This is a genomic window from Chryseobacterium sp. OSA05B, from assembly GCF_019970065.1.
Lineage (GTDB): Bacteria > Bacteroidota > Bacteroidia > Flavobacteriales > Weeksellaceae > Chryseobacterium.
Genome location: NZ_JAHXYH010000006.1, coordinates 241,461 through 268,046, shown reverse-complemented (window position 1 = coordinate 268,046; position 26,586 = coordinate 241,461). Strand labels below are relative to the sequence as shown.

Sequence of the window (26,586 nt, the reverse complement as noted above, 5' to 3'; positions counted from 1 at the left end):
TGATAAAAGATCAATGATGGCTTATCAATCATCAATCATCAATTATAAATCATGATTGATCAGTAATGAGTAATGTGGATCAAGACCTTCCAGTCAATACATCAGCGATCAATCATCTTTTATCAATGATCATTCATGATAAATGTTATTCTCATATCAGGCTGCGTGAGCTTTTGTCCCAAAACCGTAAAACGATCTATATATGCTTCCTATATTTATTCAATAGGAGCGAGCTAAAGCCCGCTTACAATATATACCCAATGTAAAAGGCTTCAGCCAAAACTTATGCTCTAGAATTCTTTATAATTCCTTCTTATATATTTATCCTATAATAGATCATTTTTCAATGCATACCAGAGGTCTTATTCATTAAATGGGGTAATAAATTCAAAAAACAAAAAACCGCTCTGAAAAGAGCGGTTTTCTTATTCTTTCTGATTTTCAATCTTACATAGTGTTGTCCGGACATTTGAAATCATCACTGCAAGTTGCACAAACTACAGTACCGTTGCAGTAGTACATACAGAATTCAGGTTCAGGAAGTTTAATGGCTCCTGCTCCGGAGATACTTTTTAACTGGCCTTTGTCTAGTTTTTTTAGATTTTTCATATTGTTTTAATTAAAAATTTGATAGTAAAGTAAAGATAATTAAAAAATTATTAACTAAAATAAAATGAGTTAGCTTTTAGTCGTAAAATCTTGTGAGATACATGGACTTACAAAAACAGAATGTCTTAAATTTCATTATCGAGTGAATAAAATTGTTTAAGTCTTTGATTTTTAACGAAAAATATTTAATTTTAGATCAATCAAAGCGGTATCCGAAAAGCTTATAGAGTAGGAAACATCAAAAACAAAGAACTATGAAAAATTTAAAAAGACTTTCCCGTGTGGATCAAAAGAAAATTTCAGCCGGAGATTTAACTCCATCTTTCTGTTTTGAAGGCGAAGGGCCGGGAACTGGAGGATGCTCAGCAGGACATATCTGCTCAGGTGGAAGATGTGTACCGTATGTAGATCCGGGAAATGGTGGTGGAGGCCCAGGCACGGGCGGTGATAGCTATACATGCATTTGCCCATGGGGAACATTTACGCAAACCACTCCATGTCCGGAATTTTATTGTATAACAGGATAATTTTATAAACTAAGGAAGATTGAAATGAATGAGGAAGTTATTGAGGCTGCAAAGAATAATTTTAACCAGTTTTATAACTTGTTTAAAGGTTATCATCAAAACTTAAAAGAACTGTCAGAATAATAGCTTTCCAGCCTTGCTTAAAGGCTTCCGACGTCTTCAGTAATTAATACAACTATAACTATGAAAAATCTAAAGAAAATTGAGAGAAAAGATCTGAAAGAAATCAGAGGAGGATCAAAAAAATGTTTTGAAATAAGAGATACATTCGAAGATCCCTGTGCAGAACTGAATAATGCGGGAATGGCATGCTACCGGTTTAACAGCTGCAGTCTTACCTGTGAGGTGATGCCCTGCGGGTTTGGTTTCTAACCGGCTTTCGATATAAATAAAAGTCAATAATTAATCTGAAGGTTACAACATTAAGCGGATAACCGGAATACAGATCAATTATTGACTTTTTTATATTACTTTTTGATAAGTCCTAATTCAATAAGTCTTTCATGTAAAAATTCTCCTGCCGTTGTATCTTCATATAACTTAGGATTGTTTTCGTCAATACAGTTTTCAAGAGCATTTAACGACATTCCGCTTACTGGATGCATAAAGAACGGGATTGAGTACCTTGAGGTTCCCCATGATTCTCTAGGTGGATTAACCACTCTGTGAATAGTAGATTTTAATTTGTTGTTGGTATGTCTTGACAACATATCTCCCACATTGATCATTAATTCATCCGGTTCTGCAATAGCATCGATCCAATCTCCGTTGTGGTTCTGAACCTGTAACCCTTTCCCCTGAGATCCCATTAAAAGAGTAATCAGATTGATATCTCCATGAGCAGCAGCTCTTACGGCATCATCAGGCTCCTGAGTAATTGGGGGATAGTGAATAGGTCTCAGAATAGAATTTCCTTCCGCGATTTTATCATCAAAATAAAACTCATCCAGACCAAGATAGATCGCTAAAGCTCTTAGCACATACTGTCCTGTTTTTTCAAGCATCTGGTAGGCTTCTTTTCCTACTTCGTTGAATTTCGGAAGTTCATCAACGATGACGTTGTCCGGATACTCTGATTTGTACTTTGAATCATCAGACACATACTGCCCGAAATGCCAAAATTCTTTTAAATCACCTTTTTTGAAACCTTTGGCGGTTTCTTTACCGAATCCTACGTAACCTCTCTGGCCACCGATTCCTGGAATTTCATACTTCTGCTTCGTTTCTACTGGTTGGTCAAAAAAGTTTTTAACCTCTCCATAGAGTTCATCTACTAGTTTGTCATCAAGAAAATGGCCTTTTAAGGCTACAAAACCAATTTCTTCATAAGCTTTTCCGATTTCATTTACAAATTTCTGTTTGCGTTCCGGGTTGTCCGAAAGGAAATCACGCAGGTCTACACTAGGTATTTTATCCATTTTTAGAAATTTACGAATTACAAAATTACATTTTTTTTGATTGAAATGATTTTAAAATAGGTATTTATCCGTTAAATTTGCTGTATGAAAAAATATTCTTCTAAGAGAAGTATTCAGATACTTGCCCATCTTCTTCAGCAGTACGGAATTTCAGATGTCATCATTTCCCCGGGATCCAGAAATGCACCCCTTGCGATTCATTTTTCGGAAATTGATGCCTTCAACTGTTACAGCATTGTAGATGAAAGAAGCGCTGCTTTTGTAGGAATAGGAATGGCTATAAGCGAGAAGAAACCTGTAGCGATAACTTGTACCAGCGGTTCTGCCGTGGCCAATTATTATCCGGCGGTAACAGAAGCTTTTTACCAGAATGTTCCGCTTTTGATCCTGACCGCTGACCGACCTACAGATTTCGTTGATATTTTTGACGGACAAACCATCAGGCAAAAGGATATTTTTCATCAGCATTCTTACGGTGACTTCCAGCTTATAGAAGACAGCAAAGAGAATGCGGAAGACATTAATTTTGACATTATTAAAAAAGCCATCGAACTCTGTTTTGAAAAGCGGGGCCCGGTGCATATCAATATTCCTTTAGAAGAACCATTGTACGAGTTAGTTTCTGAACTTCCTTCTTTCCCAACTGTTGAAAAAACAATCAGACATAAGGAATACGAGATTCCGTCTAACTTAATTGCAGACTGGCATACTTCTCAAAGGATCATGCTTTTGGTGGGAACCAGAGATTACAGCCCGGAGCTGGAAAATCAATTGACCCAATTGGTGAAGAATCATTCTGTGGTGGTATTGAGTGAAGCCAATTCCAATTTGTATCATGAAAAATTTTTCAGACATATTGACCGTTATATCTTTAATTTTACTGAAGAAGATTACAAGACCTATGCTCCGGATCTTTTGATCACAGTAGGGCAGAACGTCGTTTCCAAGAAAGTAAAACAGTTCCTGAGAAATGCACGTCCAAAACAGCACTGGCATCTGGATGACGTATGGCAACCTGATACGTATTTCTCTCTGACGGAGAAGATCGAGGTGAAACCGGAGGTTTTCTTTTCTAAACTATTGAAATTTATCAATCTTGAACCGAGACCTTATTTTAATCTTTGGGATGTTTTAAGGGATAAAAAAGATGCTAAGCACGAATTGTTCCTGAATAAAGCTGAATTTTCAGATTTTTATTTCTTTAATAAAGCTTCTCAAACCATTCCTGAAAATTATAATATCCATTTCAGCAATTCTTCAGCGATCAGATATGCACAGCTGTTTGATTTCGGGAAAAGGAAAATCTACTGTAACAGAGGAACAAGCGGGATAGATGGTTCTACCTCTACAGCGATGGGCTTTGCCATTAAAAACGCGAATCCAACGTTGCTTATTACGGGAGATCTAGGATTTTTCTATGACATCAACGGACTTTGGAATCAATATATTCCGCCATTCGTGAGAATTATCATTTTCAATAATGGTGAAGGAAATATCTTTAAGATTATTCCGGGGCCTGGAAATGCAAACCCTAATACATTGGATGAATTCATCGCGACCAAACACCGGAAACATGCTGAGCATTTAGCCAAACATTTTGGATTCTCCTATATCAAAGTAGAAGATGAGCCAACATTGGACAGAGTGCTGGAGAATTTCTTCAAACCAGATCTGCAGCCGAAAATCCTGGAAGTAAATACCTACGGGAAAAACAGCGCAGATGTTCAGAAGGCCTACTTTGAATTTATGAAAGGAAGTTAAAAATCAAGATATTCTTCATTCCCTGGCAGATTGTTAATTCTGTCGATCGGATAAATAAACATATCATCAAAGTCATTCAGGGCATTAATCAGTTGGAAATGAGAAAACTGCTTAATGTTCTGAAGCGTGACTTCTGTTTCTTTTATCTTCTTGTTTTTCAAAAGGTTCTGCCTTTGAACACCATTCAAAAGGTAGGTATTTGGTGTGAACCAATCCTTGCTTTTAAGGAAAAGAATGTTCGAAAAAGACGTATCGGTGATATGATTGTTTTTGACAATAATGATTTCCTCTGCTTTGGATTTCATTTTCATCTTCTCCAGTTCCTTACGGTCCTCAAATTTGAAAGAATAGTCAAAGCTGTTGTTTTCCACCAGCTGGAAGCTCTGTATTTCAGGGATGGCGTAGGGAATCATCTGAGTTCGGATTCTTTTATCAAGATCATAGGAAAGTCTCAGCTTAAACAGACCGTCTTCGTCATGCTCAAGGTTTTTGAAGATCTTACCCAGATCAATAGACCCTTCCTTTCCGAAATGGGCAAATGTCTGGTTGACACGTTTTTGATGTAGTTCTAATAGGAAAATCTCCTTATCTTCTACCTTTATGCTTTCAATGAATTGGGACATAGATTTTATTTTTCATTTCCTGATATTCGTCTTCTAACCTGCTCATGTGTGTTATACCGCCACCACTTTTGAAATAAAGGTGATCTCCCTCTTTTTCAATAAAGCGTATCATGACGCAACTGTCCAGGTTTTCACCATCAAACCAGCCACATACTCCGGTATAATATCCTCTGTCGTATCCTTCTGCTTCTAAGATTATTTCCAGCGTTTTAGGCTTTGGCGCTCCAAGAATTGATCCGGCAGGAAGCAGTTTTTTCATCATGCTCCCTATTTTTCCTGCAAACTCAGGTTTTACCGTTCCTGAAATTTCAGAACTCATCGCATACAGATCTTTCTGCTGCGTCCTGATGAGATCTACATGCTGGAACTGATCCACTTTCACATCGTTTGCCACCATACTGAGATCGTTCCTCAGAAGATCTACCACCGTATAGTGTTCCGCTTTCTCTTTTTTATCGTTTTTCAAAACTTCGGCCGCATTTTCCAAAGATGCATCAATAGTGCCTTTCATTGGGTAGGTTAAAATTTTGCCGTCTATAATCTTTACAAAAGTTTCAGGAGAAAAAAATACAAAAAAATCTTTAGAATACACTTTGTACTTCGCAATTGAATGATAAAAAATTTCATCAAGGCTTAAATTCGTCTGAACTTCCGTTTTTCTGGTATAATTGGTAAGATATGAATTTCCAAGACGAATATTTTTTTGAACCTTGTCAAATCCGTATTTAAAACTTTCCAATGATTCAGGAAAAGGCGTCCATTCAATTTTTTTATTGAGAACGTGCTGTTGTTTTGAGTTGGAAAAGCCTTGAAAATCAATTAACAAACCTGATTTGTCAATTTCATATTCTTTGTAGACCTCTACATTTTCCGCAAGGAAATCGATCATGAAAAAGAACGGCACCTTCTGAAGGGAAAGTTCGTCCATTTCCAGAAATTTTTGATGATTCATTGAAAACATCCTGCAAAAATAATTAATGATGATTACTTTTGTGTAAAATTTTTTTGATGCAGAGCAGATATCCACAGAAACCGGGAATAGATTTTATATTGAAGCAGGCTTTTTTCTATTGGAACAAGACACTTTTCTTTCAGTTAGTATTTTCAATCTTTTATTTTGGAATTTTCTTTTCAGTACTTTTTTTCTTAGATGGAAGGTATGGTATTTTAACCCAATATATAGAAACGGCTAAAAATATAAACATGGGAATGAATGCGTCGGAACAGATTTTAAAATTGCAATCCAATCCGGGAGCGATGTATTTTTCATGGACCCTTATTGGCACAATGATCTTTCTATACCCACTGAACATAGGCTTCTATAATATTTACAGAAAAATTGATCTGAAAGAAAAACTGGAATTAGGAGATCTGCTTGTAGGCTACAATGGGTTGAATTTTTTCAAATATATAGGATATTATACCTTTTGGCTGTTTGTTTATATCTATACATTTCAGACCATTATATTAGTCATTATATGGATCTTGATTACCACTTTTGTGGCGCCACTCATGTTTTTTACCAATAAGAGAATTTTTGAAGCAATATCTTTAAGTTTTCAGGCCCTGAGAAGATATTTCCTGGAAATATTGGTATGCACTATAGTGGCTGTTTTCTTTAAATATATTGGTTTCACCTTATTTTTTGTGGGTGGACTGTTCACATTTCCTTTTTGGAACGCGATGATTTACTCTCTGTACAAAACAGTTTTCTCTGAAAAAAGTTAAATTTTAAAAAGGTTTAATATGTTTTTCTGCCAAAAAAAGTTAATTTTGGTAAAAATCATTAAATATTAAACTATGTCAGAATTTAACGAATTTGACCAACAGGGTTCCGTTCCAAACAGAGATACCGGATCCATCATTTCGCATTCCTTTGAAATGTTTAAAGGAGTTTTCCTTTATGGAATCGTAGCGATGGTAATTTACATGATAGCAGGTTTTGCGATCCAGTTTATCAGCGGGTTCAATTCTGCTTCCATGATGGAGGAAATGAAAGATGCCGGCGGGGATTATTCAAGCTTCAGCTACTGGAATGTTCCGGGATTTTCATTGTATCTTTCATTATCGGGTCTTTTAGGAATCTTTCTTGCTCCTTTGTATGTAGGTTTGATCTACATTGTTAATAAGTACAATACCAAAAGCCAGATCGATTTTGCTGATCTTTTCATCGGGTACAAGCAGAACTTTGTGAATATCCTTATTTATAGTATTATTTCAGGGATCATCTCTACGGTTGCTATGTCATTGTGCTTCTTCCCTATTATTTTTGTTTACCCTCTGCTTTTATTGGGTTATCCAATTCTATTGTTTGAAAATGCATCAGCAACTGAGGCGTTAGGAAAGTCTTTCAACATTGCAAAAGAAAATTATGGAACGTTTCTTGGAGCGACTGTAGTTGGAGCATTAATTTCTGTTGCAGGAATTATTCTGTGTGGTATCGGTATTATTGTGACGGCTCCGTTCATGATGATCGTGATGTATTCTACATATTGTGCTTTCTTAGGTAAGCCAAGACAGATCGAATTTAAAAAATAAATACAAAATAAATGATAAATAAGGATAAACAGATAAGTAGCGTTGCGATAAAACAGGTCGCTCTGCTGGCCATAATTCTGGTGCTGACCGGGTTGATCTGCTTTAACCTTTCGCTATTCATACCGTCGGTACTTGGGGCAATCACGATTTACGTGGTCTGCAGAAAGTATAATTTTTACCTGCAGGAGCAGAAAAAGTGGAAACCCTGGCTTTCAGCGCTTGTACTGATGCTGGCGAGTCTTATTATCCTTATCCTTCCTATTTATTTCATTGGAGATCTGCTGATCGAAAAATTAGGGAATGCCCAGGCTTACATGGCTAAATTCAATGTATTTCTGGATAAAATCCACTCGTATGTTTACTCAAAAACGAATTTCGATTTTCTCAGCAAAGAAAATATGGATAAAGTAAAGAGCTCTGCCGGAAGAATTTCCACATCAGCGCTCAGCGGGACCTTCAACACACTTACGGTGGTGATGTCCATGTATTTTATCCTTTATTTTATGCTGGCAAGTCCGAGACTGTTTGAAAGAATTCTGAGTTCGTCTGCTCCGCTGAAGAGAGCGAATATTTCTTTGATCGGCGAAAAGCTGAGAAAACTGATTATGGCCAATGCCATTGGGATTCCAGTGGTAGCATTGGGGCAGGGGGTTGTGGCACTTATAGGGTATTTCATCTTTGGAGCACCCAGTGCGGTTCTTCTTTTTGCTTTAACGGCGGCTGCTTCCATGGTTCCGGTTGTAGGGGCGGCTATTGTGTATGTCCCGGTCTGTATCTTTATGATTGCAGAGGGAAATACCGGTCAGGGACTTGGTCTTGCAGCTTACTGTTTGATCGTGGTAGGTCTTACGGATAATCTGCTTCGTTTTACGCTCCTGAAAAAACTGGAAAATATCCATCCGCTGAATACCGTATTCGGGATTATTATGGGGATGAATTTATTTGGTTTTATGGGACTTATTTTCGGACCGATTCTTATCTCTTTTACCTTACTGCTGATTCAGATTTACAGAAATGAATTTTCAGATGAAGATACACCTCCTGAACTTGAACTGCCGGATAAGGACAATGATCAGGGAAATAAAGTTAATTTAATTGTATAAAGTGGAAGGAGTCAATCCAGAAATATTAAAAGAGATCTGCATCGTCAAGATGCCTTTCGGAAAATACCAGGGAACAGTGCTTGCTGACCTTCCTGTAAGCTATCTTGAATGGTTTAACAGGAAAGGAATGCCTCCAGGGAAACTGGGCATGCAGCTCGCCACTGTTTATGAAATTAAACTGAATGGCTTGATGGAACTCCTGATTCCGATCAGAGCTTCAGTAAAATAAATGAAAGCAATTAGCGTTTGACCATGTCAAACGCTAATTGCTTTTTATAATACGTGTTCATCAGATACTTTAACCTTTAATAGCAAACAATACGTTTAATAAAAATGTAGCTCCCCATGAGGTATTAATATTATCAACTCTTACAATTGTAACGGTAAGTCTGGTTTTTCCTCCCACATTTTGTAGTGAGACAAAAGAAGGAACAAATACATCTGTAAATCCAGAAGCGTTACCTGCTGTCATTTGAGGAAAAATTTTGGCTGGATCTGTAAATGCGGTACCCTGGAATTCATAGACTATCGTCATTCTTGGAGTTGTATTCGCGGTTGCTATGGTTGATGCTTTTGAGATGACCCACCAATTATCTGAATCAAATCCGGTATTTGAATGATTGGTAAAATCAGCAGTATTAGAAAGTGGGGGTATTCTTAGCTGGTAGCTCTGCAACGATACATTAGAAACTGCTGCAGTACCTAGTGTCCCGTCTGTTTTCATCACTACAGCTTTGGGAAAGTCCGTTACATTGCTTCCATCCGCAGCTCCTCGAATCCTCACATTACCATTTACATCAAGTTTTTCAGTTGGTGTAGCAGTTCCAATACCCAATCTATCATTGGCTGCATCTACAGAAAATGTAGCACCATCTACAGAGAAGGCATTCACTGCCGTTCCAGTAAACGCTAATGTCTTATCAGCCTGAATAACCGTTCTGTTGGCAGAAAGGGTTCCATCTGTACTGTAAATATTATTGTCTGCAGCAGCAAGACTACTGGCATTTACCCATTTAGGGGAAGCTCCGGCACCGCCTGAGGTAAGAACCTGTCCTGAAGTTCCTGCGCTTCCTGGTGTAGTTGCTGTTCCTCCAACATTTAGCTCGTTGGTAATCTGAGCTGTACCGTTCACGTGAAATGTTTTCTGAGGGGTAGCTGTACCCACTCCCACATTTCCGGTTTGATCAATAATCATTCTTAATGCTGCTGATGTATCAAAACGCAAATCTGTCAGGTTATCAGTTCCATTGCCCTGATACAAAGAATACATCCTTGACGTCTCATACAACCAGCCTCCATTTACTCTTGGTTTAAAATTTATAGAACCTATGTTGACTCCTGCTGTTAAATTGATAGGCGCAGCTTCTGTGCCTCCGGCTGACCCAAGAAATAAGGCAGGACTAACAGAAGTTCCATAACCGTCAAAATAAAAATCATTAGCTGCTCCCAGACCCTTATTCTCAGTAACAAAATTCACAATTCCTTGTGGTGCTGAAGTACCTACTCCCAACCTGTCATTGGCAGCATCAATAGAAAAAGTTTTTCCATCTATAGAGAAGGCATTCACAGCCGTTCCTGTAAAAGCTAATGTCTTATCAGCCTGAGTAACCGTTCTGTTGGCAGCAAGGGTTCCATCTGTACTGTAAATATTATTGCTGCTTCCGGAAATAAGTTTTACCCATGCGGTACCGTTGTAATAGTAATACCCAACCGTATCCACATTGATGGCTGTCCCGGCCTGTGTTCCGGTTGCCACGCTGTTTACATACACCATGGTTGAAGTCTGTACTCCCGTCATGCTTTGAATTCTTTGCCGGTCTACCCGGGGAATCAAAACCCCGTCTGCGTTAGTGGATGTTCCGGTTGCATTTTTTGCGGTAATGTCAAGAGTTCCCTGAGGAGCTGTGTTGTTAATACCTACCTGTCCAAAACAAACAGCAGGAAGTAGTAACAAACCAAATAAATTAATTTTCATTGTTGCGTATTTTTAAGTTAAATAAATATTGGCAATTGTGTGTTTTTAGGTAAGAAATCATGCAGTAATTTTCAGGTTCAAAATGGGTTATAAAGATCCATATCTGGAGTACTCTAATTGACAAATATTTTTCAATTAATCATTACTAGTTTTCTAAGCAAAATTTTGTTGTTCATTTCCATCTAGAAAACATTTTGTGGAAACAAACTTATAAATTCTGTCAAATTTTTCAAATTCAAAATTGTTAATTCATGAATTTTACCTTCAAAAAAATTATTAGAACGCTTTTATATTTAAAATTTATTATAAAAAAATGCAAAAAAAAAACAATATTCATAAATATTTATTATATCAAAATGTGTTGATTTATTGTGTTCAGAATTAAAAAAACAAGGGCTCTGTTTTATAATACCTTTTAAAAATATCATAAAACAGGGCTTGTTGATCCTCGTGTTAGCGATTTTTAAATGGTTTAAAAAGAAGAATGCTTCCGGTAAAACCGGGAGTGAAGTTTTTCCCCTGCTGATGAAATTAAACTGAATGTCTGATAAACTTTTGAGTTCGATCAGAGCTTTTAGATAAAAACTGAGTTTTTTTATGATTGAAGAATATAATTTTAGGGGCGGCATCGAAGATGCCGCCCCTAAAATTATATAAATGATGTAACAAGTCGGAAATTATTAGTCCTAAGAGAAAATCAAAGTTCAATGTTATTAATTTCCTCTAAGATTACTGTATCAGATTAAGCACCATAGCCAATCGTGAATTTTGTTTCGCAGGTGAATGGTGAATTTAAGTCATGAGAAACAGGAGCTAAGAGTCCGTACATTTTATATGAATTCAATAAATAGCAGTGCTCTCAAACCATATCACATAACTTCCCCTAACCCGCTTATATTATTCTCTCAAAGCCGCAATCTCATCTCTGAGCTTGGCTGCTTTTATAAAGTCAAGGTTTTTAGCCGCGGCCTCCATTTCTTTCTGTTTCAGACCAATCATTTTTTCAATGTCCGCATCTCCATAGTTGGCTTTTGTTTCTGCTGCTTTCTGAAGGATCTCCTTCTGAGTATATTTCGGATCGGGGAAATCCTTGCTTCTTCCCACAAGATTCTCAGAGATCTTTTTATTTAAAGCAGTTGGAACCTTATTATTGTCTTTATTGTACTGGATCTGCTTTTCACGACGGTAATTGGTTTCGTCTATCGTCGCCTCCATAGATTTTGTCATTTTATCAGCATACAGAATCGCTTTTCCGTTAAGATTTCTCGCAGCACGCCCAACCGTCTGAATCATTGATCTTCTGCTTCTCAGCATTCCTTCTTTATCCGCATCTAATATGGCTACCAAAGAGACTTCAGGTAGATCCAAACCTTCTCTCAATAAATTGACCCCAATTAATACGTCGAAAAGACCCACACGCAGATCATGCATAATCTGGATACGCTCCAGGGTTTCTACATCCGAGTGAATATATCTCGTCCTTATCCCGAACTTCATAAAGTATTTGGTCAGCTCCTCAGCCATTTTTTTCGTAAGAGTCGTTACCAGAACCCTTTCGTCTAAATCCGCCCTTTTCCGTATCTCTTCCATTAAATCATCGATCTGGTTTAAGCTTGGTCTGACTTCAATGACAGGATCCAAAAGACCTGTAGGACGAATAATCTGTTCTATATACTCTCCGCCGGTTTTCTCCAGTTCATAATCAGCTGGCGTTGCAGAAACATAAATAACCTGATTTTGAATAGATTCATATTCTTCAAATTTCAATGGTCGGTTGTCCATCGCAGCAGGAAGTCTGAACCCATATTCTACCAAAGCTTCTTTCCGGCTTCTATCACCGCCATACATGGCATGTACCTGGGGAACTGTAACATGGCTTTCGTCAATAATCATTAAATAATCCTTCGGAAAATAATCCAGTAAACAGAAAGGTCTAGACCCGGGAAGTCTGCCATCTAAGTAACGTGAATAATTTTCAATGCCGGAGCAATATCCAAGCTCTTTTATCATTTCCAGATCGAGCTCAGTTCTTTCCTGTAATCTTTTAGCTTCCAGCGGTTTTCCTATTTCGCTAAAGAAATCCACCTGCTTTACCATATCATCCTGAATGTTTTTAATCGCTCCGTTCAATGTTTCTTTTGAAGTAACAAAAAGGTTAGCAGGATAAATCTGAATTTGGTCAAAATTGGCTGTAACATTTCCCGAAACCGGATCAAAACTCTGAATTTTTTCAATCTCATCGCCATAAAACTGAATTCTGACAGCATTATCCGCGTAGGCAGGAAATACATCGATCACGTCTCCCTTTACCCGGAATGTGCCTCTTTGAAAGTCACTTAAGGTCCTTGAATACAAAGCATTAACCAAAGAGTGAAGAAAAGCGGTTCTTGTCACCTTCTCTCCGGTAGAAATTGATATTAATGACTTGTGAAACTCAGCAGGGTTTCCCACACCATAAATACAGGAGACGGACGCAACGATTAAAACATCTCGTCTTCCGGACAGTAAACTTGCAATGGCAGAAAGACGCAGTTTCTCAACCTCTTCATTGATGCTCAGATCTTTTTCGATATAGGTTCCGGTTGTTGCAATATAGGCTTCCGGTTGGTAATAGTCGTAATAACTTACAAAATATTCTACCGCATTATCAGGGAAGAATTCTTTAAATTCCATGAAAAGCTGCGCCGCCAATGTCTTGTTGTGAGCCATGACAATCGTTGGCCTTTGTACATTTTGCACAAGATTGGCAACGGTAAAGGTTTTCCCGGATCCGGTTACACCCAGCAGGGTCTGATACTTCTCACCAATTTCTATTCCTTTGGTAAGTTTTTCGATCGCCTGTGGCTGGTCGCCCGTTGGTTTATATTCTGATTGAAGATTGAAGTTCATAGGAAATGATGTATACAACAAAAATACGAAAGAAATTTTTAGCCTTCATAAAGTATTTGAAGATGACTATTTTGATAGTAAAATTTTCACCTGTCTGGAATGTATACAAAATAAAAAGAGCGCTGAATCATAGCGCTCTTATGAATTGATTTTACTCAAAAGTCATGGTTGCCGGAAGTTTATAGATGGAGGCTACTGCCTTTCCGTCTTTAGTGGCGGGCTTCCATACCGTTTCATTGTTGATGAGCTCGGCGGTTTTTATAATTTCATTAGTAAATACTTCATTATTACCTGATCCTGTTACCTTTGTTCCTTTTCCGTTCTCATCGATGTGGATGTAAACCATTGAACTGAGCGTCCCGTTTGTAGAACTGAACAGACGGGTGTCTACTGCCATAACCATTTTTTTTCTTAAAGCGGTTTTTCCGCCCGGATATTCTGCTTCGGTAGTATTTTGATTGGTGTTGATATTTGTGTTTTTACCTTCATTGTTATCTGCCTGTGCTGTTTCTTTAAGAGGAATGGCATCTGTAATTTCTTTGATACTTTCCTTTTTAATTCCCATTACCGTATGAGACTTTTCTTCCTTCTTTTTTTCGAAATAATCATGGGTCATTAGACTCACCTGATACGGCTGCGGATTTTTTGCTGTTCTTGCATTCTTACCGACTCCGCTGATGAAAACATGGGCAAAGTCAGATGCTTTGTAATTGTTAAGACTATTGTTATCTATCTTTTTTGAATCGATCCAGACGGCATAATTGCTTTTATTGATGAATGATTTCAATTCGTTTTCGGTCGGAATCCTTTGTTTTAAGTCGGGGGTACGGAAGAATGTAATTTTCTGCTCACTTTTTTGCGCATCGGTCAGATTTGGATAAAGCTCTTCCAGTCTTTTCTTGTCATGATCAGAAACCTTTTTAGAGAATTCTGCATATTTTCCACTGTTTAAAAGATCAGAATATGGGCTTAGGATATCAAGGAATTCCTTATACGGATCCACTGTTGATAAATTTCCCTTTCCGGTATGTTTGACCTTTTGGATGTCTGTCGAGAGAACAGGATCAATGGTATAGGTTCTTTCTGCGAATAACGCTGCCGCTGTAACCAATGCTGTAAGGCCAACCGTCTTTTTCAACAGAGTGAATCTGGATTTTTTTGCTGTCATCATAATAAATCGTTTTTTGGTGTTGTTAAAATTAAATGAGTGCGTAAAAGACATGTTCTGGCGGGCTGTAATCTCCTCAAGGATCAAATTTTGATAATCCCTGATGCTGTATTTGCTCTTCAGAACTGCTTCATCTGCGAGAAATTCATGGTTTGTGATAATGGCTTTTTTATAAAGAAATAAAACCGGATTGAACCAGGTAAAAACCTGTAAGATGTTCAGTAGGATAACGTCAATGCTGTGTTTCTGATCCAGATGGCTTTTCTCATGGAGGAAAATTCTGGAGTCGATGACATTGTTTTTTATATAATCTTCTCCTAAATAGATAGTATTCCAAAAGCTGAAGGGAGCCCTATTTTCTTCTGTGACGATTATGGCATAATTCTGATAAATGCGTCTTTCGCCGTTTATTTTTCTGACGGCTCTGAGGGAGCGAATGCTTCTTATCAGAAAGAAAAGCGTAACTGCTCCATAGATCATCCACACTACATTCGTCCAGTCAAAGCTTTCCTGAACAGGTTGAGTGAAAATGATTTGCTGTGCTGTATCCTCAAAGATAACCTGAGGCTTATTCTCTTGTTTGGGCAGCTGTACCGTGATAGAAATAAACGGGATCACATAAGAAAGAATCGTGGAAGATAATAAGTAAAACCGGTTGAACCGATACATTTTCTCTCTTTCCAAAAACAAATAGTACACAGCGATAAATAAGGAAGAGCATAGAATGAGTTTTAGAATAATGGTAAGCATTTTTATTCTTTTATCTGTTCATCAATGATATCGCGGAGTTCTTTCAGTTGCTTCTGACTGAATTTTGCATTGGAAGTAAAAAATGAAGCGAACTGAGTCACTGAACTGTTGAAAAAACGGTCAATCATAGAGGTCATTTCCTCGTTGAAATATTCCCCTTTTTCTACTTTTGGATAATATTCACGGGAATTTCCATACAGTTTGTATCCTACCAGGTCTTTGTTCTGCATTCTTTTAAGCAGAGTAGCAATGGTGGTTGCGGCCGGTTTGGGTTCCGGATAAGAATCAAGGATATCTTTCATGAAAATGCGTTTCTTTTCCCAAAGGATTTCCATAAGACTTTTCTCGGAATCGGTTAATTTTATTTCTTTCATTCTACAATGTTGTAATTTGTTCTACAAATGTAGAATAAAAATTTATACCTGCAAATTTTTATGGCATTATTTTTCTATCTATCTTTTTACCATCTAATCACAACCCTATGAAATTCAATCATCTTTATGTATCAGCGCTCAGTGTTTTTTTACTTTTATCTTCGTGTAATAAGAACAGTGCAAATGCGCAGCAGATAGGAAACGACGGCAGTGTAGAAACAGAAAAGCCCAATACAAATTATAAACCGGCGTTTAAAGGACAAACCAGGATTAAAGCGGTCAAAACTACGGCTGCTTATAAAGTGGAAGTTTTGAATAAGGATCTCGGAAGACCCTGGGGAATAATCAATCTCCCGGACGGAAAGTTCCTGATAACCGATAAAAACGGCCATATGAACGTAGTTTCCACAGACGGGAAACAGGTTTCTAAAATTGAAGGATTTCCAAAAGTAGATGCAAAAGGACAGGGTGGAATGCTGGATGTAGCCCTTGATCCGGATTTTAAATCCAACAGCATCATTTATTTCAGCTTCTCAGAACCTTTTGGGGATGGGAATCTGACTTCTGTTGCCAAAGGAAAATTATCCGCAGACCTGAAAAATATTTCCGAAGTAAAAGTTATTTTCCGTGCTGAACCTTCTTATGATGGTGATAAACATTATGGAAGCAGGCTGGTTTTCGACAAAGACGGATACTTATTTGTAAGCACCGGTGAAAGATCGGATAAGGAAACCCGTGTTTATGCTCAGAAAACAGATAATTATTTAGGAAAAATATTAAAAATAACCAAAGATGGAAAACCAGCTCCCGGAAATCCATTCATTGGGAAACAGGGATATAAACCTGAAATCTATGCATACGGGATAAGAAGCCCACAGGGAATGGCCATAGACGCAAACGGAACACTCTGGGATGTTGAAATGGGTCCAAGAGGCGGAGATGAAATCAACCTGATACAACCCGGGAAAAATTATGGATGGGGAGACGTAACCTATGGAATTGAATACTCTGGAGCAAAAGTAGGAAACGGAATTACCCAGAAAGAAGGAACTGAACAACCCGTTTATTATTGGGATCCTGTGATCTCTCCAAGCGGAGTCACTTTCTACACCGGAAATATGGAAGAATGGAAAGGAAATCTTATCATTGGATGTCTGAGTGGAGAACATATCAACAGAATCGTGATGAAGGATAATAAAGTTGTTGGGGAAGAACGTCTTCTAGCGGATCAGAAAGAACGCTTCAGAGATGTTCTGGATGGGATGGATGGCCATCTTTATGCTGTAACCGATAGCGGAAAACTATATAGGATTTCTAAAAAATAAAAAAAATCTCCAGAAATATTTTCTGGAGATTTTTTTATATGTTTCTTTAAAACTTAAAATTTAGTCTTGCGAAGGCCTGCCTTCCTGCAAAGCCCATCTGTACTGGATCAAATATCCCTCCGGATTCTGTATTCCCGTCTACATGAGCTGTCTGCAGCGTCGGGTAACGGTTAAATAAATTTTTGCTTCCGATCGTTAAATTGAAATTCTTAGAAAATTCATAACCGAAAGAAATATCAGTGGTCACTTTTGCACCATACAATTGGTAATCATCTGCACCGTTGTAACCTATTAGTTTTACTTTGTCAAACCTTACCAACTGAAGATTGGCATTGAACTTATCGATTTTGTAATTTAAATTCAGATTGATCTTTGTTTTGGGAGCAGAAGCTAAGATGAACGCTCTTTCTCTAGGGCTCAGATAAACTTCTTCTTTTCCTTTCAGTTTTTCTGAAGTGTTAACTTTGGTAATTTCCATTTCGTTGTAATTTCCGGCTAAAGTGGCTGTCAGTTTTCCCGAACCTATATTTTCGGTGTAGTTTAAGATCACATCGACCCCTTTTGTTCTGGTGTCTATTGCATTGGTAAAAAACTGCGCCTGGTCAATATGGTTATCCGCCAAAATTCCACCGATGGCATCGTCATCCTGTGAGAAATTGCCGGTCAGTACAATTCTGTCTTTTACCTTAATGTAATATCCATCTATGGTTGCTGTGAATTTTCCTGTATTAAACGTAAATCCTGCACTTCCGTTTAATGAAGTCTCTTGTTTTAACTGTGGGATTCCGACTGTTTTTGCCAGATCACTGTCATTAGAAGCCAGTTGAATAGTAACCAGATTTCCTCCCTGGAAGTTGGTGAACTGAAGGCTGTAGTATTTCTGTGCCAGAGAAGGAGCCCTGAACCCTGTAGAAACTGACCCTCTGAAGGCGAACTGAGGGGTAAATGCATATCGTGTAGCAAATTTACCATTCAAAGTGCTTCCGAAATCATTGTAATTTTCAAATCTTCCGGCAACACTGATCATCCAGTTTTTGGTAATGTCAAGTTCAGTGTCTACATAAGCGGCAAAATTATTCCTGTTTTTATCTACAGCTTGAGAATAACCTGGGAAACCCTGTGAGCCACCGGGGCGTACATCTCCTGAAATCGGATTGGTAACGAGCAAACCTTGAGGTGTATTGGATGTTACAATATTTCCATTGATGTCATACATCGCATAGGAGGCTTCTTCTCCTTTAATGATTTCAAACTTTTCATACCTGAATTCAGATCCGAAAGCTACGTTTAATCCTTCCAGTACTTTAAATGATTTAGATGCATTAAATCCTGTTGTATTCTGCAGAAGAGAATGCCCACCAGCATTAAAACTGGTCGGTGATTGTATTCCTAAAGTAGCATTGATGGTATTGTCGATTTCATACGTAAATCTATTGCTCCCGAATGCGTTGTAGAAGTCTACATCCCAATCAGCGACTTTAAATTTCAGACCGTTGTCAAACGTGAAATCCGTAATGCTGGTGTTTTGCATTGGGTTAAATCCGTTTGGATAGACTTCCGGTACGTTTCCGTCCGCATCTGCTGATCTTGTCCATGCATAGGCATTGGTTTTACGATGAGAAAAGCCCTGGCGGGAATAGAATTTCAGACCTTCGAATAAAGGAAGTTCTATATTTCCGAAGAAATAAATATTTTGCGATTTGGCATCTCCGAACTTCTCTCTGGGAGAAGAGTATTTTTCAGGATTAGCATTTCGTATGGTACGGTCTTTATTAACAAATTCTACGGTGAAATTTCCAAAACCTCCATTGTTCCCGATTTTTGTTCCCAGATTTCCGTTGAAATTGAAGGTAGTTCCGTCTATTTTACGCTCTGACACTATATCTTTGTCTCCCGGGCTTTTAAACAGATTCATTCCGTAAAAAGCATTTCCTTCAAAGCCTTGATTACGGTCATTGAGGATAACATTGATGACCCCGGCTATTGCATCGGAACCGTACTGAGCAGAAGCGCCATCGCGGAGAACTTCAATTCTTTTTATTGCTCCAATGGGGATCGTGTTCATATCTGATCCTGTATTTCCTCTGCCTTTTGTACCGAAAAGGTTGATCAGTGATGACTGATGGTATCTTTTTCCATTGAGTAACAGAAGCGTCTGATCCGGTCCGAGCCCACGAAGCGTTGCTGGATCTACTGCATCAGCTCCATCTGAACCCGACTGTTTGTTGGAATTAAATGAAGGTGCACTGAACTGGAGAAGTTGGTTTACCTCTATCTGTCCCGTCGACTGGCTTACTTGCTTGATATCAATAACGTCGACAGGAACAGGGGTATTGGTAACGGTTCTTTTTTTATTCCGGCTTCCGGTAACGGATATTTCTTCTATTCTGGATTCTTTGGAAATGGTATCATTGGTGTTTTGCGAATAAAACATCGATACGGTCCCTAAAAAAAGAACACTTGTGTATATTATTTTCATATTCCATATTGGATTTGGTGATTGTTTCAAAAATATTGAATTTTATCCTCAAATCAATATGAAAATGAACTATTGTGTATGAATTATTTAAATGAATGTTGTTTTTCGTTAATTTTAGAAAAATATTAATTGATTATAAAAAAAATGCGAATTTTTTTAATCTTAAAAGCTTCTAATAATTCGATTCAGACCTTCCTCCAATATTTCCTGTGAAGTAGAGAAACAAATCCTTACATGGCCTTCCGCACCTTTTCCGAACCATCGCTCAGAACCGGGAACAATCGCGACTTTTCCTTCTTTTAAAACATGCTGGGTGAAGCTGTCACTTGAAAAACCATTTTCAATTTTTGGGAAAATCACAAAAGTCGCTTCAGGTAAGTTCGGGGTCAGGATTTCTGATTTACTTAAGATATTATAAGCAAGATCTCTGTTGTGCTGAAGGTGAGTCAGGAAGTCATTGAACCATGGTTTGGCCTTTTCAATAGCCACGCTTGCTGCGATTTGTGATAAGGTAGAAACCCCTTCGATGGTTGAATTAAACTGAGATTTTTCTGTAAAATCCTCCAAAAGCTCCTGGTCATTACATAAGACAGCTCCAATTCTTAATCCTGCAATTCCGAACGATTTCGAAAATCCAAAAACGGTAAAGCTCTTTTTCTTGGCTGCTTCTGAAACTGAAGAATAGGTATTGAATTCTTTTTTATCAAAAACAATATCACTCCAGATTTCATCGCTCATTACCCATAGATCATGAGCTTCGGCTATTTTAGAAATTTTTTTTAAAACTTCTTTTGAATAGACTCTTCCTACCGGGTTGTGAGGATTACAGATGCTGATCAGTTTTGTTTTGGGTGAGATTAACGAAGTCAGCATTTCAAAATCAATTTCTCCTGTTTTAGAATCAACAGAGCATAATTTAATATTGCCGCCTGCTGCTTCAACTGTTTTTTTGAACAGGAAATCAACTGGGTCGAAAATAATGGCTTCATCACCTGGCCCCAATACATATTTTGCAATCAGAAACATACCCTGAGCGGCACTGTTCACTGCTAAAATATTGTCCGGTGTGAAGCTTCCTTTTTTTTCTGTGTTGAAATGTTCAGCGACACTTTTTTTGAATTCAGGAATTCCTGAAAATGGTCCATAGCTGAGGTAACCGTCTTTTATATACTCAATAATTCCCTGTTCGATCTCGGATGACATTCTGAAATCCGGGTCTGCTGCAGTTAAAGGAATGATACCGTCCTCAAGGGTTGCCCATCTTCCGTTGTAGGCTTTTCTTTTCAGAGCGTCGAAATTAATATCTTTATTTGTAAACATGTTATTTGTATGAAATGGGTAATGTATTTTTTTGTTGCTCGCTTAAGGGCAGCAGGAATTGGTTCAATAATGCTCTTCCATTATTGATGTGAATGTCAATTTCAGCTCTTCTGTCATCATTATACTTTTTAAACGTCTCCGGAAGACTATTTCCTTCCATTAAGAGATTGGTAAGCATAAAAGAATCTTTAAGCGCAGAGGTAACTCCCTGGCTTGTAAAAGGAATCAGCGGATGTGCTGCATCGCCTATAAATACAACATTTTCGTGATAAAAAGGATTGAGCTTTTCCAATTCATACACTCTCCAGATATGTGCATTTTCATAGGACGAATCATTGATGATCGATGAAACCAAAGGATTCCAGTCTCCGAAATTATCCAGGATAAACTGTTTGATGCAATCCGGAGTGTAGTCTTCATTGATGAAGAATCTGGTAATATCAAACTGACAGTACCACAGAACTTTTGTAGAAGAAAGTTTTAAGACTCCGAAAGTCAGACCGCCATTTTCATGATGAAACTTCAGGAAATTGTTTTCGAGTTTACTGGCAATCTCTACATTTTCTATAATGTTCACAACTTCGTTTTCCAGGACGGCTTTCATTTTTTCATTCTCAAAAGTTTTTCTTCTGATTCTGCTTCTTGAACCGTCTGAAGCGATAACAATATCAGCTTCTAGAGATCTGCTGTCATTGATGGTGATGGACGCTTTGTTTTCAGAAAAACCATTAAGGGTGACCGTAGTGTCATATGAAATCTTATCGGCAGGAATACCCTGAGCTAAAATCTCGATCAAAGTGCTTCTTGAAACCACAAAAACATCTTCAAGGTCTTTTTCAGAAAGAATCTCACCATTTTGATGATAATGAAGGTACTTTTTCAAAAAGCGGCCCTTTGTGTAGAGATCATTGATATCAATGATGTTGGAGAGAAATTCGATACCCTCTTTGGGAAGGATAAATCCGTGTCCTTTCAGGTCGTTTTGGGTTCTTCTTTCGTAGATATGGTAATCAATATTATTCTTTTCCAGATAATTGGCCATGCTTAACCCCGATACTCCTGCTCCAATGATTGCAACTTTGTACATCCTTATTAGTTTAAATAGTGTTATTAGTTTTTATTAAAAATCCAAAGATCTCCGTTTTTATATTTTTTGCGGGACACTTTGTTTTCTTCTGTGAGTTTCTGAAGTTTTTCAAATGATTTTTCGAAAGAAATATTGGAAAGAACGGCAAATTCCTGAGTGGTTAGAGTAGGGTAGATAGCGAATAGCTGCTCAGGCTCAGGAGAATATTCTTCTTTTGTAACGTCCGCGCTTATTTTTTTTATTCTGTGTTCAAAATCTGCATAAGGCTTGACCCCGTAAAGAATATCCAAAATCTCATCATCTTTGGTGAAAATCAAAGTAGGAAACCCTCTTACACCAAGCTGACGTCCAAGATCCAGGTCTTTTTTGAATTCGATCTGAGCTTTGGATTCATAATCTTCTTTCCACTGAGTGACATTTAATCCGGCAAGTTCTGCTGCTTTTTCAAGATGCTCAAGCTTTGTGATGTTTAATTTATCAAGAAAAACCATTTCACGGAGAATTCTCATATAGACCACAGCTTTCTTTTTATCCTGCATTTGTGCCGCTTTAAAAGCGATTGACGGCGGATAAGATGAGTTTAACGGGTCTGTGATCCAGACTCCTCCTTCAATAGGCATTTTGTAATAAGGACTTACTTCTTCCCAGTGGCCGGCAACATCACTTGGCTTACTGATCCCTCCGGAATTATAAATATCCCAGGATGGTAAAAGTCCACCCATTCTGTAATCTAATTCTACAGCGTTTCCATATTCTAATTTCAGTTTTCTCAACTGGGGCTCAATTCCCCAGCAGGAAGAGCAGATAGGATCCGTATAATAAATAATAGTAATCTTGTCTTTGGTGCCCTGTAATTGTTCTGTTGAGGTTTCTGAATTGGGTGTTTCTCGGATTTCACATACTCCTTTTTCGTAATCGCAATTTAGAAGAGGATTCTGGTTCATATTGTTGTATTTATTTGAGTTTAATAAATTGAAGAATAAAAGTATATAGGTAAAGATGTCCAAAATAATATTTTTTTGGTTAACATAATATTTGAATGGAATAAAGGTATACAATAACCAGGTCGGCTATTATAGAAAGAATGAATAAGGTGGATTACTCCGGAGCCTTAAATATATTATCGTCAGAATGGAACCCGGCTACACCGCCACTCACTGCAAACTTCATGGCAGAAGCTGCATTCATCCCCACTACAGGTTTGATGTTTTTTTCTTCAGTAACAATGACCCATCCTGAAATAGCGTAGGAATGAGGCAGATATACTGCAACGTAATTGTGCTTTTCAACGTCTGACATCTCTTTCTGGGTCAGAAAACCGATTCTCCAGATCTCCGGATTTTCATTGGTCTTTACCCAGACAGGATCGTTGAATTTCTTTTTATCTCCTACAAATGAAGACATGACGTCTTTTGTAGGGGTATAAATGTGTTTTACCCCCGGAGTTTTCTCCAGAAGGCTGTCCATGGTGTCGAAAAAGAATCTTCCCACGACAAATTTATTTCCCAGATAACCCAGAATAGCGGTCATCAAAATTGTTGAAACGAAAACCAAACCGGGAATCTCTTTGGCCACAGAAGGGATAATATTGTCGATAGCGCTGACAATATACCAGATCACAAAGATTGTAAGCCCGATGGGACCAATAATGACCAGTCCCTGAAAAAAGTTTTTCAGGAAAAAATTGGCAATATTTTCGAAGGTCGGTTTTTTCAACGTGGATTTTTTACTTTTTATGTTATCCGTGGATGGTTTCTTTGTTTCCGTAAGATTTGATAATGCTGGCTTCATATTCCAGCCATTCTTCCCAGCGCTTGTTTACTTTTTCAATATCGCCAAGTTGTCTTGCGAAACCAATAAAAGTGGTATAGTGATTAGCTTCCGAGATCATGAGTTCTTTATAAAAAACTTTAAGCTCTTCGTCTTTGATATTTTCCGTCAGTACTTTGAATCTTTCGCAGCTTCTTGCTTCAATCATGGCCGCGAAAAGCAGTTTATCAACAATCAGATCTTCTCTGCTTCCCTGAACAACAAATTTAGCCAGTTCATTTACATAATCATCTTTTCTGGCCTTTCCGAAAACTAATCCCCTTTTTTTGATGATTTCGTGCACCTGACTGAAATGGTCAAGTTCTTCCTGCGCAATGGCAATAAGTTCCGTGACGATTTCCGGGTGTTCTGGGAGCATATTGATCAAGCTGATGGCATTGGTTGTGGCTTTCTGCTCGCACCACGCATGATCCGTTAAAATTTCTCCTATGTTTCCTTCTGCAATATTTGCCCACCTTGGATCGGTAGGAAGTTTCAACTTAAACATGTTTTGAATTTTTTGTAAAATTAAAATAAATTGCGATAATAAAGATTATTTTATTTCAAATTGGCTGTTAATCTGTTAAGAAGCGGTTTTTTTTCTTAAAAAGGCTAAAATTTTCCAACCCAGATCGTCTACTTTTTTTAATCCAGCAGCGATCATGAAAGCAAGAATAACATTGATGATATAAATGAGAACCATCAGCATCCACCAGGACATATTTTCTTTTAGAGCAACAACGATAAAGTACACCAGCGATGAGCTTATTCCCTGAGCAAAGTAAAAGAAGATGGCATTCTTCCCTATATGGGTGACGAAGTTCTCTTTTGTAATTTTTAATCTGTTATAAAGCACAAATAACGTGGTAAGAGAGAATAATGACCATATGATATAAGGAATTTTAGGAGGGAACTTATTTTTGTTGATTTTATAAAATATCTCACTTCCATAGTACCAGAACATCCAGATCAAAGCTGCTGCAACGATTGCATACAGGACGGGGATTAGTTTAACCGGGATTTGTTTGCCCCGCATTCTGTTGGCAATTAAAAAGATTGTGAGGTAAAAAGCGACGTATCCCACTTGGCCGTTCGGGTAAATTTCTGGAAAAATATTGAATACTAAAGTCAAGGCAACGCAAAGTCCGATGAACCAGTTGACGTGTTTTGGAAAAAATCTTAAGATCAGAACTCCGAAAACAGCCAGAATAAAATAAACTTTCAGATACCAGAAACTTCCCATGACCACGGGGAAGGTATCCGCATTGGTATATTGGTGAAGGTACCAGTTTCCCAGATTCTGCCATTGTGGAATATCGGAAACACCCGTTGTGGCGTATTTTGATCCGAATGTTGAATAAAAACTCTGGAGCCATTCCATGGAAAAGAAGGTGAGCCCGAAAACCTTGAAAAAATAATCCATAAAGAACAGGAAGGTCACAAAGATCATATAGGTGATCTGAAGTTTTAAGAGCCTGTAAAATGTCTTTTCTACGTTTGATCCGGACGTAATTCCACTTAAAGCGTAAAAAAGCGCTACATCAAATACCAGAGAAAATACCCTGACGTCCGCAGGAATGTAAAACTGGCCGGACCAGAAAGCGGTATGGATGAATATGATGGAAAGGGTTGCCATTCCCTTGGCAAAATCAATGTAGAGATCTCTGTTCATTGTCGTAGGATATGTTTCAAAAGTAAATAAACTTTGGGAGATTTATTGATAAAAATAAAAGAGGCAGGACATCGCTGCCTGCCTCCTTTGTTAAATATGCTAAAAATGAATGTTTATTTAAGTTGCTTAAATTCTTCTGCAGAGATTTCTCCATTCTGGATTTTTCTAAGTTCATCCATGTACTGGCTCATATAAGCATCGATCTCCGGATTTATAGAGTTCTTGCCCATTTTATATGTTCCGTTTAATACTCCCTGATAATAATAGAAGAAGTTATAATCGAAATTAGCTGCATTCAGGTCATACTGTCCTAAAAGGAAACCTAAACGCACGGCAGATCTTCTTTGTGGAGGAGTTCCGTGGTGGTTGGCACTGTTAGTCTGGTAATCTCCGATGCTTTGTGCGAATTCATAAGCAGCGGCAATTTCAGCGAAATTCGTTTTATTATAACCGTTTGGTCTTCGTAGGTAATAGCCCGCGAAACCGTCTGCTTCCAGTTCGTTTGGTCTTGCAGTAGATTCATTTACGGTAGGAAGATTAAAGATATACTGGAGTTGGTGACCATATTCGTGAGCCAGGATCATGGCATTGACAATATCTCCGCCTTTGTTTTTAGCATCAGCATAAATGGCATATCCATAATAAATTTTCCCTGTCGAATACGAGATTGCATTGTAAGTGGAATTGAAATTGGATGGATCATCTACAAAACGAAGTGTTGGATTACTTCTTCCCCAAAGACTTGCAATCTTAGTCATTTGAGCATTCATAAAGTTGGTGTCTGTAGAAGTAGAGAGGGTGGTTTTCAAAACTGCAGATGAGCTCCAGTACTGGTCTACATATGAACAACTCTTTTCAAGGTCTCCGGGTTGTTCAAGCTTGGCGCTTGCAGATTGAGATTCAGGAAGAACAGATTCCTCCATTTTGTCATCGCGGCACGCTGATAGTGAGAAAGCGGCAATGGCTCCTGCCAACAGGCAGAATTTGAAGTTTCTTTTCATATAAAATATTTTTTGGTGATAACGAAGGTATAAAATTATCTGATAATTATCAGCACTTTAATGACAAAAATTATTCAAACCATAGTGAATTTATCTTTTTATTTGAGTTTTATGAAAAAAATAAACCTAATTGTAAATGTGTGTAGAAATTTATACAT

The 26,586-nt window shown here is 37.9% G+C and carries 24 protein-coding genes; 8 read left to right on the top strand and 16 right to left on the bottom strand.

Translation table 11 applies throughout. The features are described from left to right. Positions 1–447: 447 nt before the first annotated feature. Positions 448–609, bottom strand: coding sequence for a hypothetical protein (locus tag LC419_RS21015; RefSeq protein WP_165571882.1), 162 nt, complete (start codon positions 607–609; stop codon positions 448–450). A 254-nt stretch (positions 610–863) separates the two neighbouring features. On the opposite strand from LC419_RS21015, the gene LC419_RS21010 reads away from it, so the two are divergent. Further along, the gene (locus tag LC419_RS21010) at positions 864–1,136 is read left to right on the top strand and encodes a hypothetical protein (protein ID WP_223609178.1); all 273 of its coding nucleotides are present in this window, start codon (positions 864–866) and stop codon (positions 1,134–1,136) included. 183 nt (positions 1,137–1,319) lie between these two features. Beyond that, positions 1,320–1,508, top strand: a complete 189-nt coding sequence (locus tag LC419_RS21005; RefSeq protein WP_223609177.1) for a hypothetical protein — start codon at positions 1,320–1,322, stop codon at positions 1,506–1,508. A 95-nt stretch (positions 1,509–1,603) separates the two neighbouring features. Here LC419_RS21005 and LC419_RS21000 read toward each other — a convergent pair whose 3' ends face one another. Then, positions 1,604–2,554, bottom strand: a complete 951-nt coding sequence (locus tag LC419_RS21000; protein WP_223609176.1) for an isopenicillin N synthase family oxygenase — start codon at positions 2,552–2,554, stop codon at positions 1,604–1,606. 84 nt (positions 2,555–2,638) lie between these two features. Here LC419_RS21000 and menD point away from each other — a divergent pair, with 84 nt between their 5' ends. After that, positions 2,639–4,315: a 2-succinyl-5-enolpyruvyl-6-hydroxy-3-cyclohexene-1-carboxylic-acid synthase gene (menD, locus tag LC419_RS20995; RefSeq protein ID WP_223609175.1), complete on the top strand. Its 1,677-nt coding sequence runs from the start codon at positions 2,639–2,641 to the stop codon at positions 4,313–4,315. On the opposite strand, the gene LC419_RS20990 is transcribed toward menD, so the two are convergent. Both LC419_RS20990 and LC419_RS20985 read right to left on the bottom strand, forming a co-directional pair. After that, positions 4,312–4,938: an aminotransferase class IV gene (locus LC419_RS20990; protein ID WP_223609174.1), complete on the bottom strand. Its 627-nt coding sequence runs from the start codon at positions 4,936–4,938 to the stop codon at positions 4,312–4,314. The genes menD and LC419_RS20990 overlap by 4 nt on opposite strands. Next, positions 4,922–5,899 (bottom strand): aminodeoxychorismate synthase component I, encoded by a 978-nt coding sequence (locus LC419_RS20985; RefSeq protein WP_223609173.1) that lies wholly within the window; start codon positions 5,897–5,899, stop codon positions 4,922–4,924. The genes LC419_RS20990 and LC419_RS20985 overlap by 17 nt, the downstream gene beginning before the upstream one ends. A 47-nt stretch (positions 5,900–5,946) precedes the next feature. Between LC419_RS20985 and LC419_RS20980 the strand changes: the two genes are divergently transcribed. From LC419_RS20980 to LC419_RS20965, 4 genes are all read left to right on the top strand, one after another. Then, a complete protein-coding gene (locus tag LC419_RS20980) occupies positions 5,947–6,666 on the top strand; it encodes a hypothetical protein (protein ID WP_223609172.1) in 720 nt (239 codons plus the stop codon). A 72-nt stretch (positions 6,667–6,738) separates the two neighbouring features. Beyond that, the gene (locus tag LC419_RS20975) at positions 6,739–7,476 is read left to right on the top strand and encodes a beta-carotene 15,15'-monooxygenase (RefSeq protein WP_223609171.1); all 738 of its coding nucleotides are present in this window, start codon (positions 6,739–6,741) and stop codon (positions 7,474–7,476) included. Positions 7,477–7,487: 11 nt separating this feature from the next. Then, positions 7,488–8,579 carry an AI-2E family transporter gene (locus LC419_RS20970; RefSeq protein ID WP_223609170.1) on the top strand — a complete coding sequence of 364 codons (1,092 nt, stop codon included), beginning with the start codon at positions 7,488–7,490 and terminating at the stop codon, positions 8,577–8,579. A gap of 1 nt (position 8,580) precedes the next feature. Further along, complete coding sequence (locus LC419_RS20965) at positions 8,581–8,808, top strand: DUF3820 family protein (RefSeq protein ID WP_223609181.1); 228 nt, start codon at positions 8,581–8,583, stop codon at positions 8,806–8,808. A 69-nt stretch (positions 8,809–8,877) separates the two neighbouring features. On the opposite strand, the gene LC419_RS20960 is transcribed toward LC419_RS20965, so the two are convergent. The 4 genes from LC419_RS20960 to LC419_RS20945 form a co-directional block, all read right to left on the bottom strand. After that, on the bottom strand, positions 8,878–10,554 hold the full coding sequence (locus LC419_RS20960; RefSeq protein ID WP_223609169.1) for a hypothetical protein: 1,677 nt from the start codon (positions 10,552–10,554) through the stop codon (positions 8,878–8,880). An 897-nt stretch (positions 10,555–11,451) separates the two neighbouring features. Continuing rightward, positions 11,452–13,443, bottom strand: a complete 1,992-nt coding sequence (gene uvrB, locus LC419_RS20955) for an excinuclease ABC subunit UvrB (protein WP_223609168.1) — start codon at positions 13,441–13,443, stop codon at positions 11,452–11,454. 151 nt (positions 13,444–13,594) lie between these two features. Next, entirely contained in the window at positions 13,595–15,361 is a 1,767-nt protein-coding gene (locus LC419_RS20950) for a M56 family metallopeptidase (protein ID WP_223609167.1), read from the bottom strand. A gap of 2 nt (positions 15,362–15,363) precedes the next feature. Then, on the bottom strand, positions 15,364–15,735 hold the full coding sequence (locus LC419_RS20945; protein ID WP_223609166.1) for a BlaI/MecI/CopY family transcriptional regulator: 372 nt from the start codon (positions 15,733–15,735) through the stop codon (positions 15,364–15,366). 107 nt (positions 15,736–15,842) lie between these two features. Here LC419_RS20945 and LC419_RS20940 point away from each other — a divergent pair, with 107 nt between their 5' ends. Next, on the top strand, positions 15,843–17,060 hold the full coding sequence (locus LC419_RS20940) for a PQQ-dependent sugar dehydrogenase (protein ID WP_223609165.1): 1,218 nt from the start codon (positions 15,843–15,845) through the stop codon (positions 17,058–17,060). A gap of 46 nt (positions 17,061–17,106) precedes the next feature. Here the strand turns inward: LC419_RS20940 and LC419_RS20935 are convergent, their stop codons facing one another. The 8 genes from LC419_RS20935 to LC419_RS20900 all read right to left on the bottom strand — a co-directional run bounded on the left by LC419_RS20935 (position 17,107) and on the right by LC419_RS20900 (position 26,428). Further along, a complete protein-coding gene (locus LC419_RS20935) occupies positions 17,107–19,539 on the bottom strand; it encodes a TonB-dependent siderophore receptor (protein WP_223609164.1) in 2,433 nt (810 codons plus the stop codon). A gap of 162 nt (positions 19,540–19,701) precedes the next feature. Continuing rightward, the gene (locus LC419_RS20930) at positions 19,702–20,859 is read right to left on the bottom strand and encodes a pyridoxal phosphate-dependent aminotransferase (RefSeq protein ID WP_223609163.1); all 1,158 of its coding nucleotides are present in this window, start codon (positions 20,857–20,859) and stop codon (positions 19,702–19,704) included. Position 20,860: 1 nt separating this feature from the next. Then, entirely contained in the window at positions 20,861–21,946 is a 1,086-nt protein-coding gene (locus LC419_RS20925) for an NAD(P)/FAD-dependent oxidoreductase (RefSeq protein ID WP_223609162.1), read from the bottom strand. Between the two features lie 23 nt (positions 21,947–21,969). Next, positions 21,970–22,890, bottom strand: a complete 921-nt coding sequence (locus tag LC419_RS20920) for a DsbA family protein (RefSeq protein ID WP_223609161.1) — start codon at positions 22,888–22,890, stop codon at positions 21,970–21,972. 154 nt (positions 22,891–23,044) lie between these two features. Continuing rightward, a complete protein-coding gene (locus tag LC419_RS20915) occupies positions 23,045–23,662 on the bottom strand; it encodes a DUF502 domain-containing protein (RefSeq protein ID WP_223609160.1) in 618 nt (205 codons plus the stop codon). Positions 23,663–23,684: 22 nt separating this feature from the next. Then, positions 23,685–24,263, bottom strand: a complete 579-nt coding sequence (locus tag LC419_RS20910) for a tRNA-(ms[2]io[6]A)-hydroxylase (protein ID WP_223609159.1) — start codon at positions 24,261–24,263, stop codon at positions 23,685–23,687. A 75-nt stretch (positions 24,264–24,338) separates the two neighbouring features. After that, positions 24,339–25,427: an acyltransferase family protein gene (locus LC419_RS20905; RefSeq protein ID WP_223609158.1), complete on the bottom strand. Its 1,089-nt coding sequence runs from the start codon at positions 25,425–25,427 to the stop codon at positions 24,339–24,341. Between the two features lie 113 nt (positions 25,428–25,540). Beyond that, on the bottom strand, positions 25,541–26,428 hold the full coding sequence (locus LC419_RS20900) for a metalloprotease (RefSeq protein WP_223609157.1): 888 nt from the start codon (positions 26,426–26,428) through the stop codon (positions 25,541–25,543). Positions 26,429–26,586: the final 158 nt, after the last annotated feature.

Coding starts and splice junctions, on each gene's coding strand:
- LC419_RS20940 (WP_223609165.1), top strand. CDS start 15,843: ATGAAATTCAATCATCTTTATGTATCAGCGCTCAGTGTTTTTTTACTT.
- LC419_RS20930 (WP_223609163.1), bottom strand. CDS start 20,859: ATGTTTACAAATAAAGATATTAATTTCGACGCTCTGAAAAGAAAAGCC.
- LC419_RS20935 (WP_223609164.1), bottom strand. CDS start 19,539: ATGAAAATAATATACACAAGTGTTCTTTTTTTAGGGACCGTATCGATG.
- LC419_RS20900 (WP_223609157.1), bottom strand. CDS start 26,428: ATGAAAAGAAACTTCAAATTCTGCCTGTTGGCAGGAGCCATTGCCGCT.
- LC419_RS20945 (WP_223609166.1), bottom strand. CDS start 15,735: ATGAAAGAAATAAAATTAACCGATTCCGAGAAAAGTCTTATGGAAATC.
- LC419_RS20975 (WP_223609171.1), top strand. CDS start 6,739: ATGTCAGAATTTAACGAATTTGACCAACAGGGTTCCGTTCCAAACAGA.
- menD (WP_223609175.1), top strand. CDS start 2,639: ATGAAAAAATATTCTTCTAAGAGAAGTATTCAGATACTTGCCCATCTT.
- LC419_RS21010 (WP_223609178.1), top strand. CDS start 864: ATGAAAAATTTAAAAAGACTTTCCCGTGTGGATCAAAAGAAAATTTCA.
- LC419_RS20950 (WP_223609167.1), bottom strand. CDS start 15,361: ATGCTTACCATTATTCTAAAACTCATTCTATGCTCTTCCTTATTTATC.
- LC419_RS20905 (WP_223609158.1), bottom strand. CDS start 25,427: ATGAACAGAGATCTCTACATTGATTTTGCCAAGGGAATGGCAACCCTT.
- LC419_RS20990 (WP_223609174.1), bottom strand. CDS start 4,938: ATGTCCCAATTCATTGAAAGCATAAAGGTAGAAGATAAGGAGATTTTC.
- LC419_RS21015 (WP_165571882.1), bottom strand. CDS start 609: ATGAAAAATCTAAAAAAACTAGACAAAGGCCAGTTAAAAAGTATCTCC.
- LC419_RS20960 (WP_223609169.1), bottom strand. CDS start 10,554: ATGAAAATTAATTTATTTGGTTTGTTACTACTTCCTGCTGTTTGTTTT.
- LC419_RS20980 (WP_223609172.1), top strand. CDS start 5,947: ATGCAGAGCAGATATCCACAGAAACCGGGAATAGATTTTATATTGAAG.
- LC419_RS20985 (WP_223609173.1), bottom strand. CDS start 5,899: ATGTTTTCAATGAATCATCAAAAATTTCTGGAAATGGACGAACTTTCC.
- LC419_RS20920 (WP_223609161.1), bottom strand. CDS start 22,890: ATGAACCAGAATCCTCTTCTAAATTGCGATTACGAAAAAGGAGTATGT.
- LC419_RS21000 (WP_223609176.1), bottom strand. CDS start 2,554: ATGGATAAAATACCTAGTGTAGACCTGCGTGATTTCCTTTCGGACAAC.
- LC419_RS20910 (WP_223609159.1), bottom strand. CDS start 24,263: ATGTTTAAGTTGAAACTTCCTACCGATCCAAGGTGGGCAAATATTGCA.
- uvrB (WP_223609168.1), bottom strand. CDS start 13,443: ATGAACTTCAATCTTCAATCAGAATATAAACCAACGGGCGACCAGCCA.
- LC419_RS20970 (WP_223609170.1), top strand. CDS start 7,488: ATGATAAATAAGGATAAACAGATAAGTAGCGTTGCGATAAAACAGGTC.
- LC419_RS20925 (WP_223609162.1), bottom strand. CDS start 21,946: ATGTACAAAGTTGCAATCATTGGAGCAGGAGTATCGGGGTTAAGCATG.
- LC419_RS21005 (WP_223609177.1), top strand. CDS start 1,320: ATGAAAAATCTAAAGAAAATTGAGAGAAAAGATCTGAAAGAAATCAGA.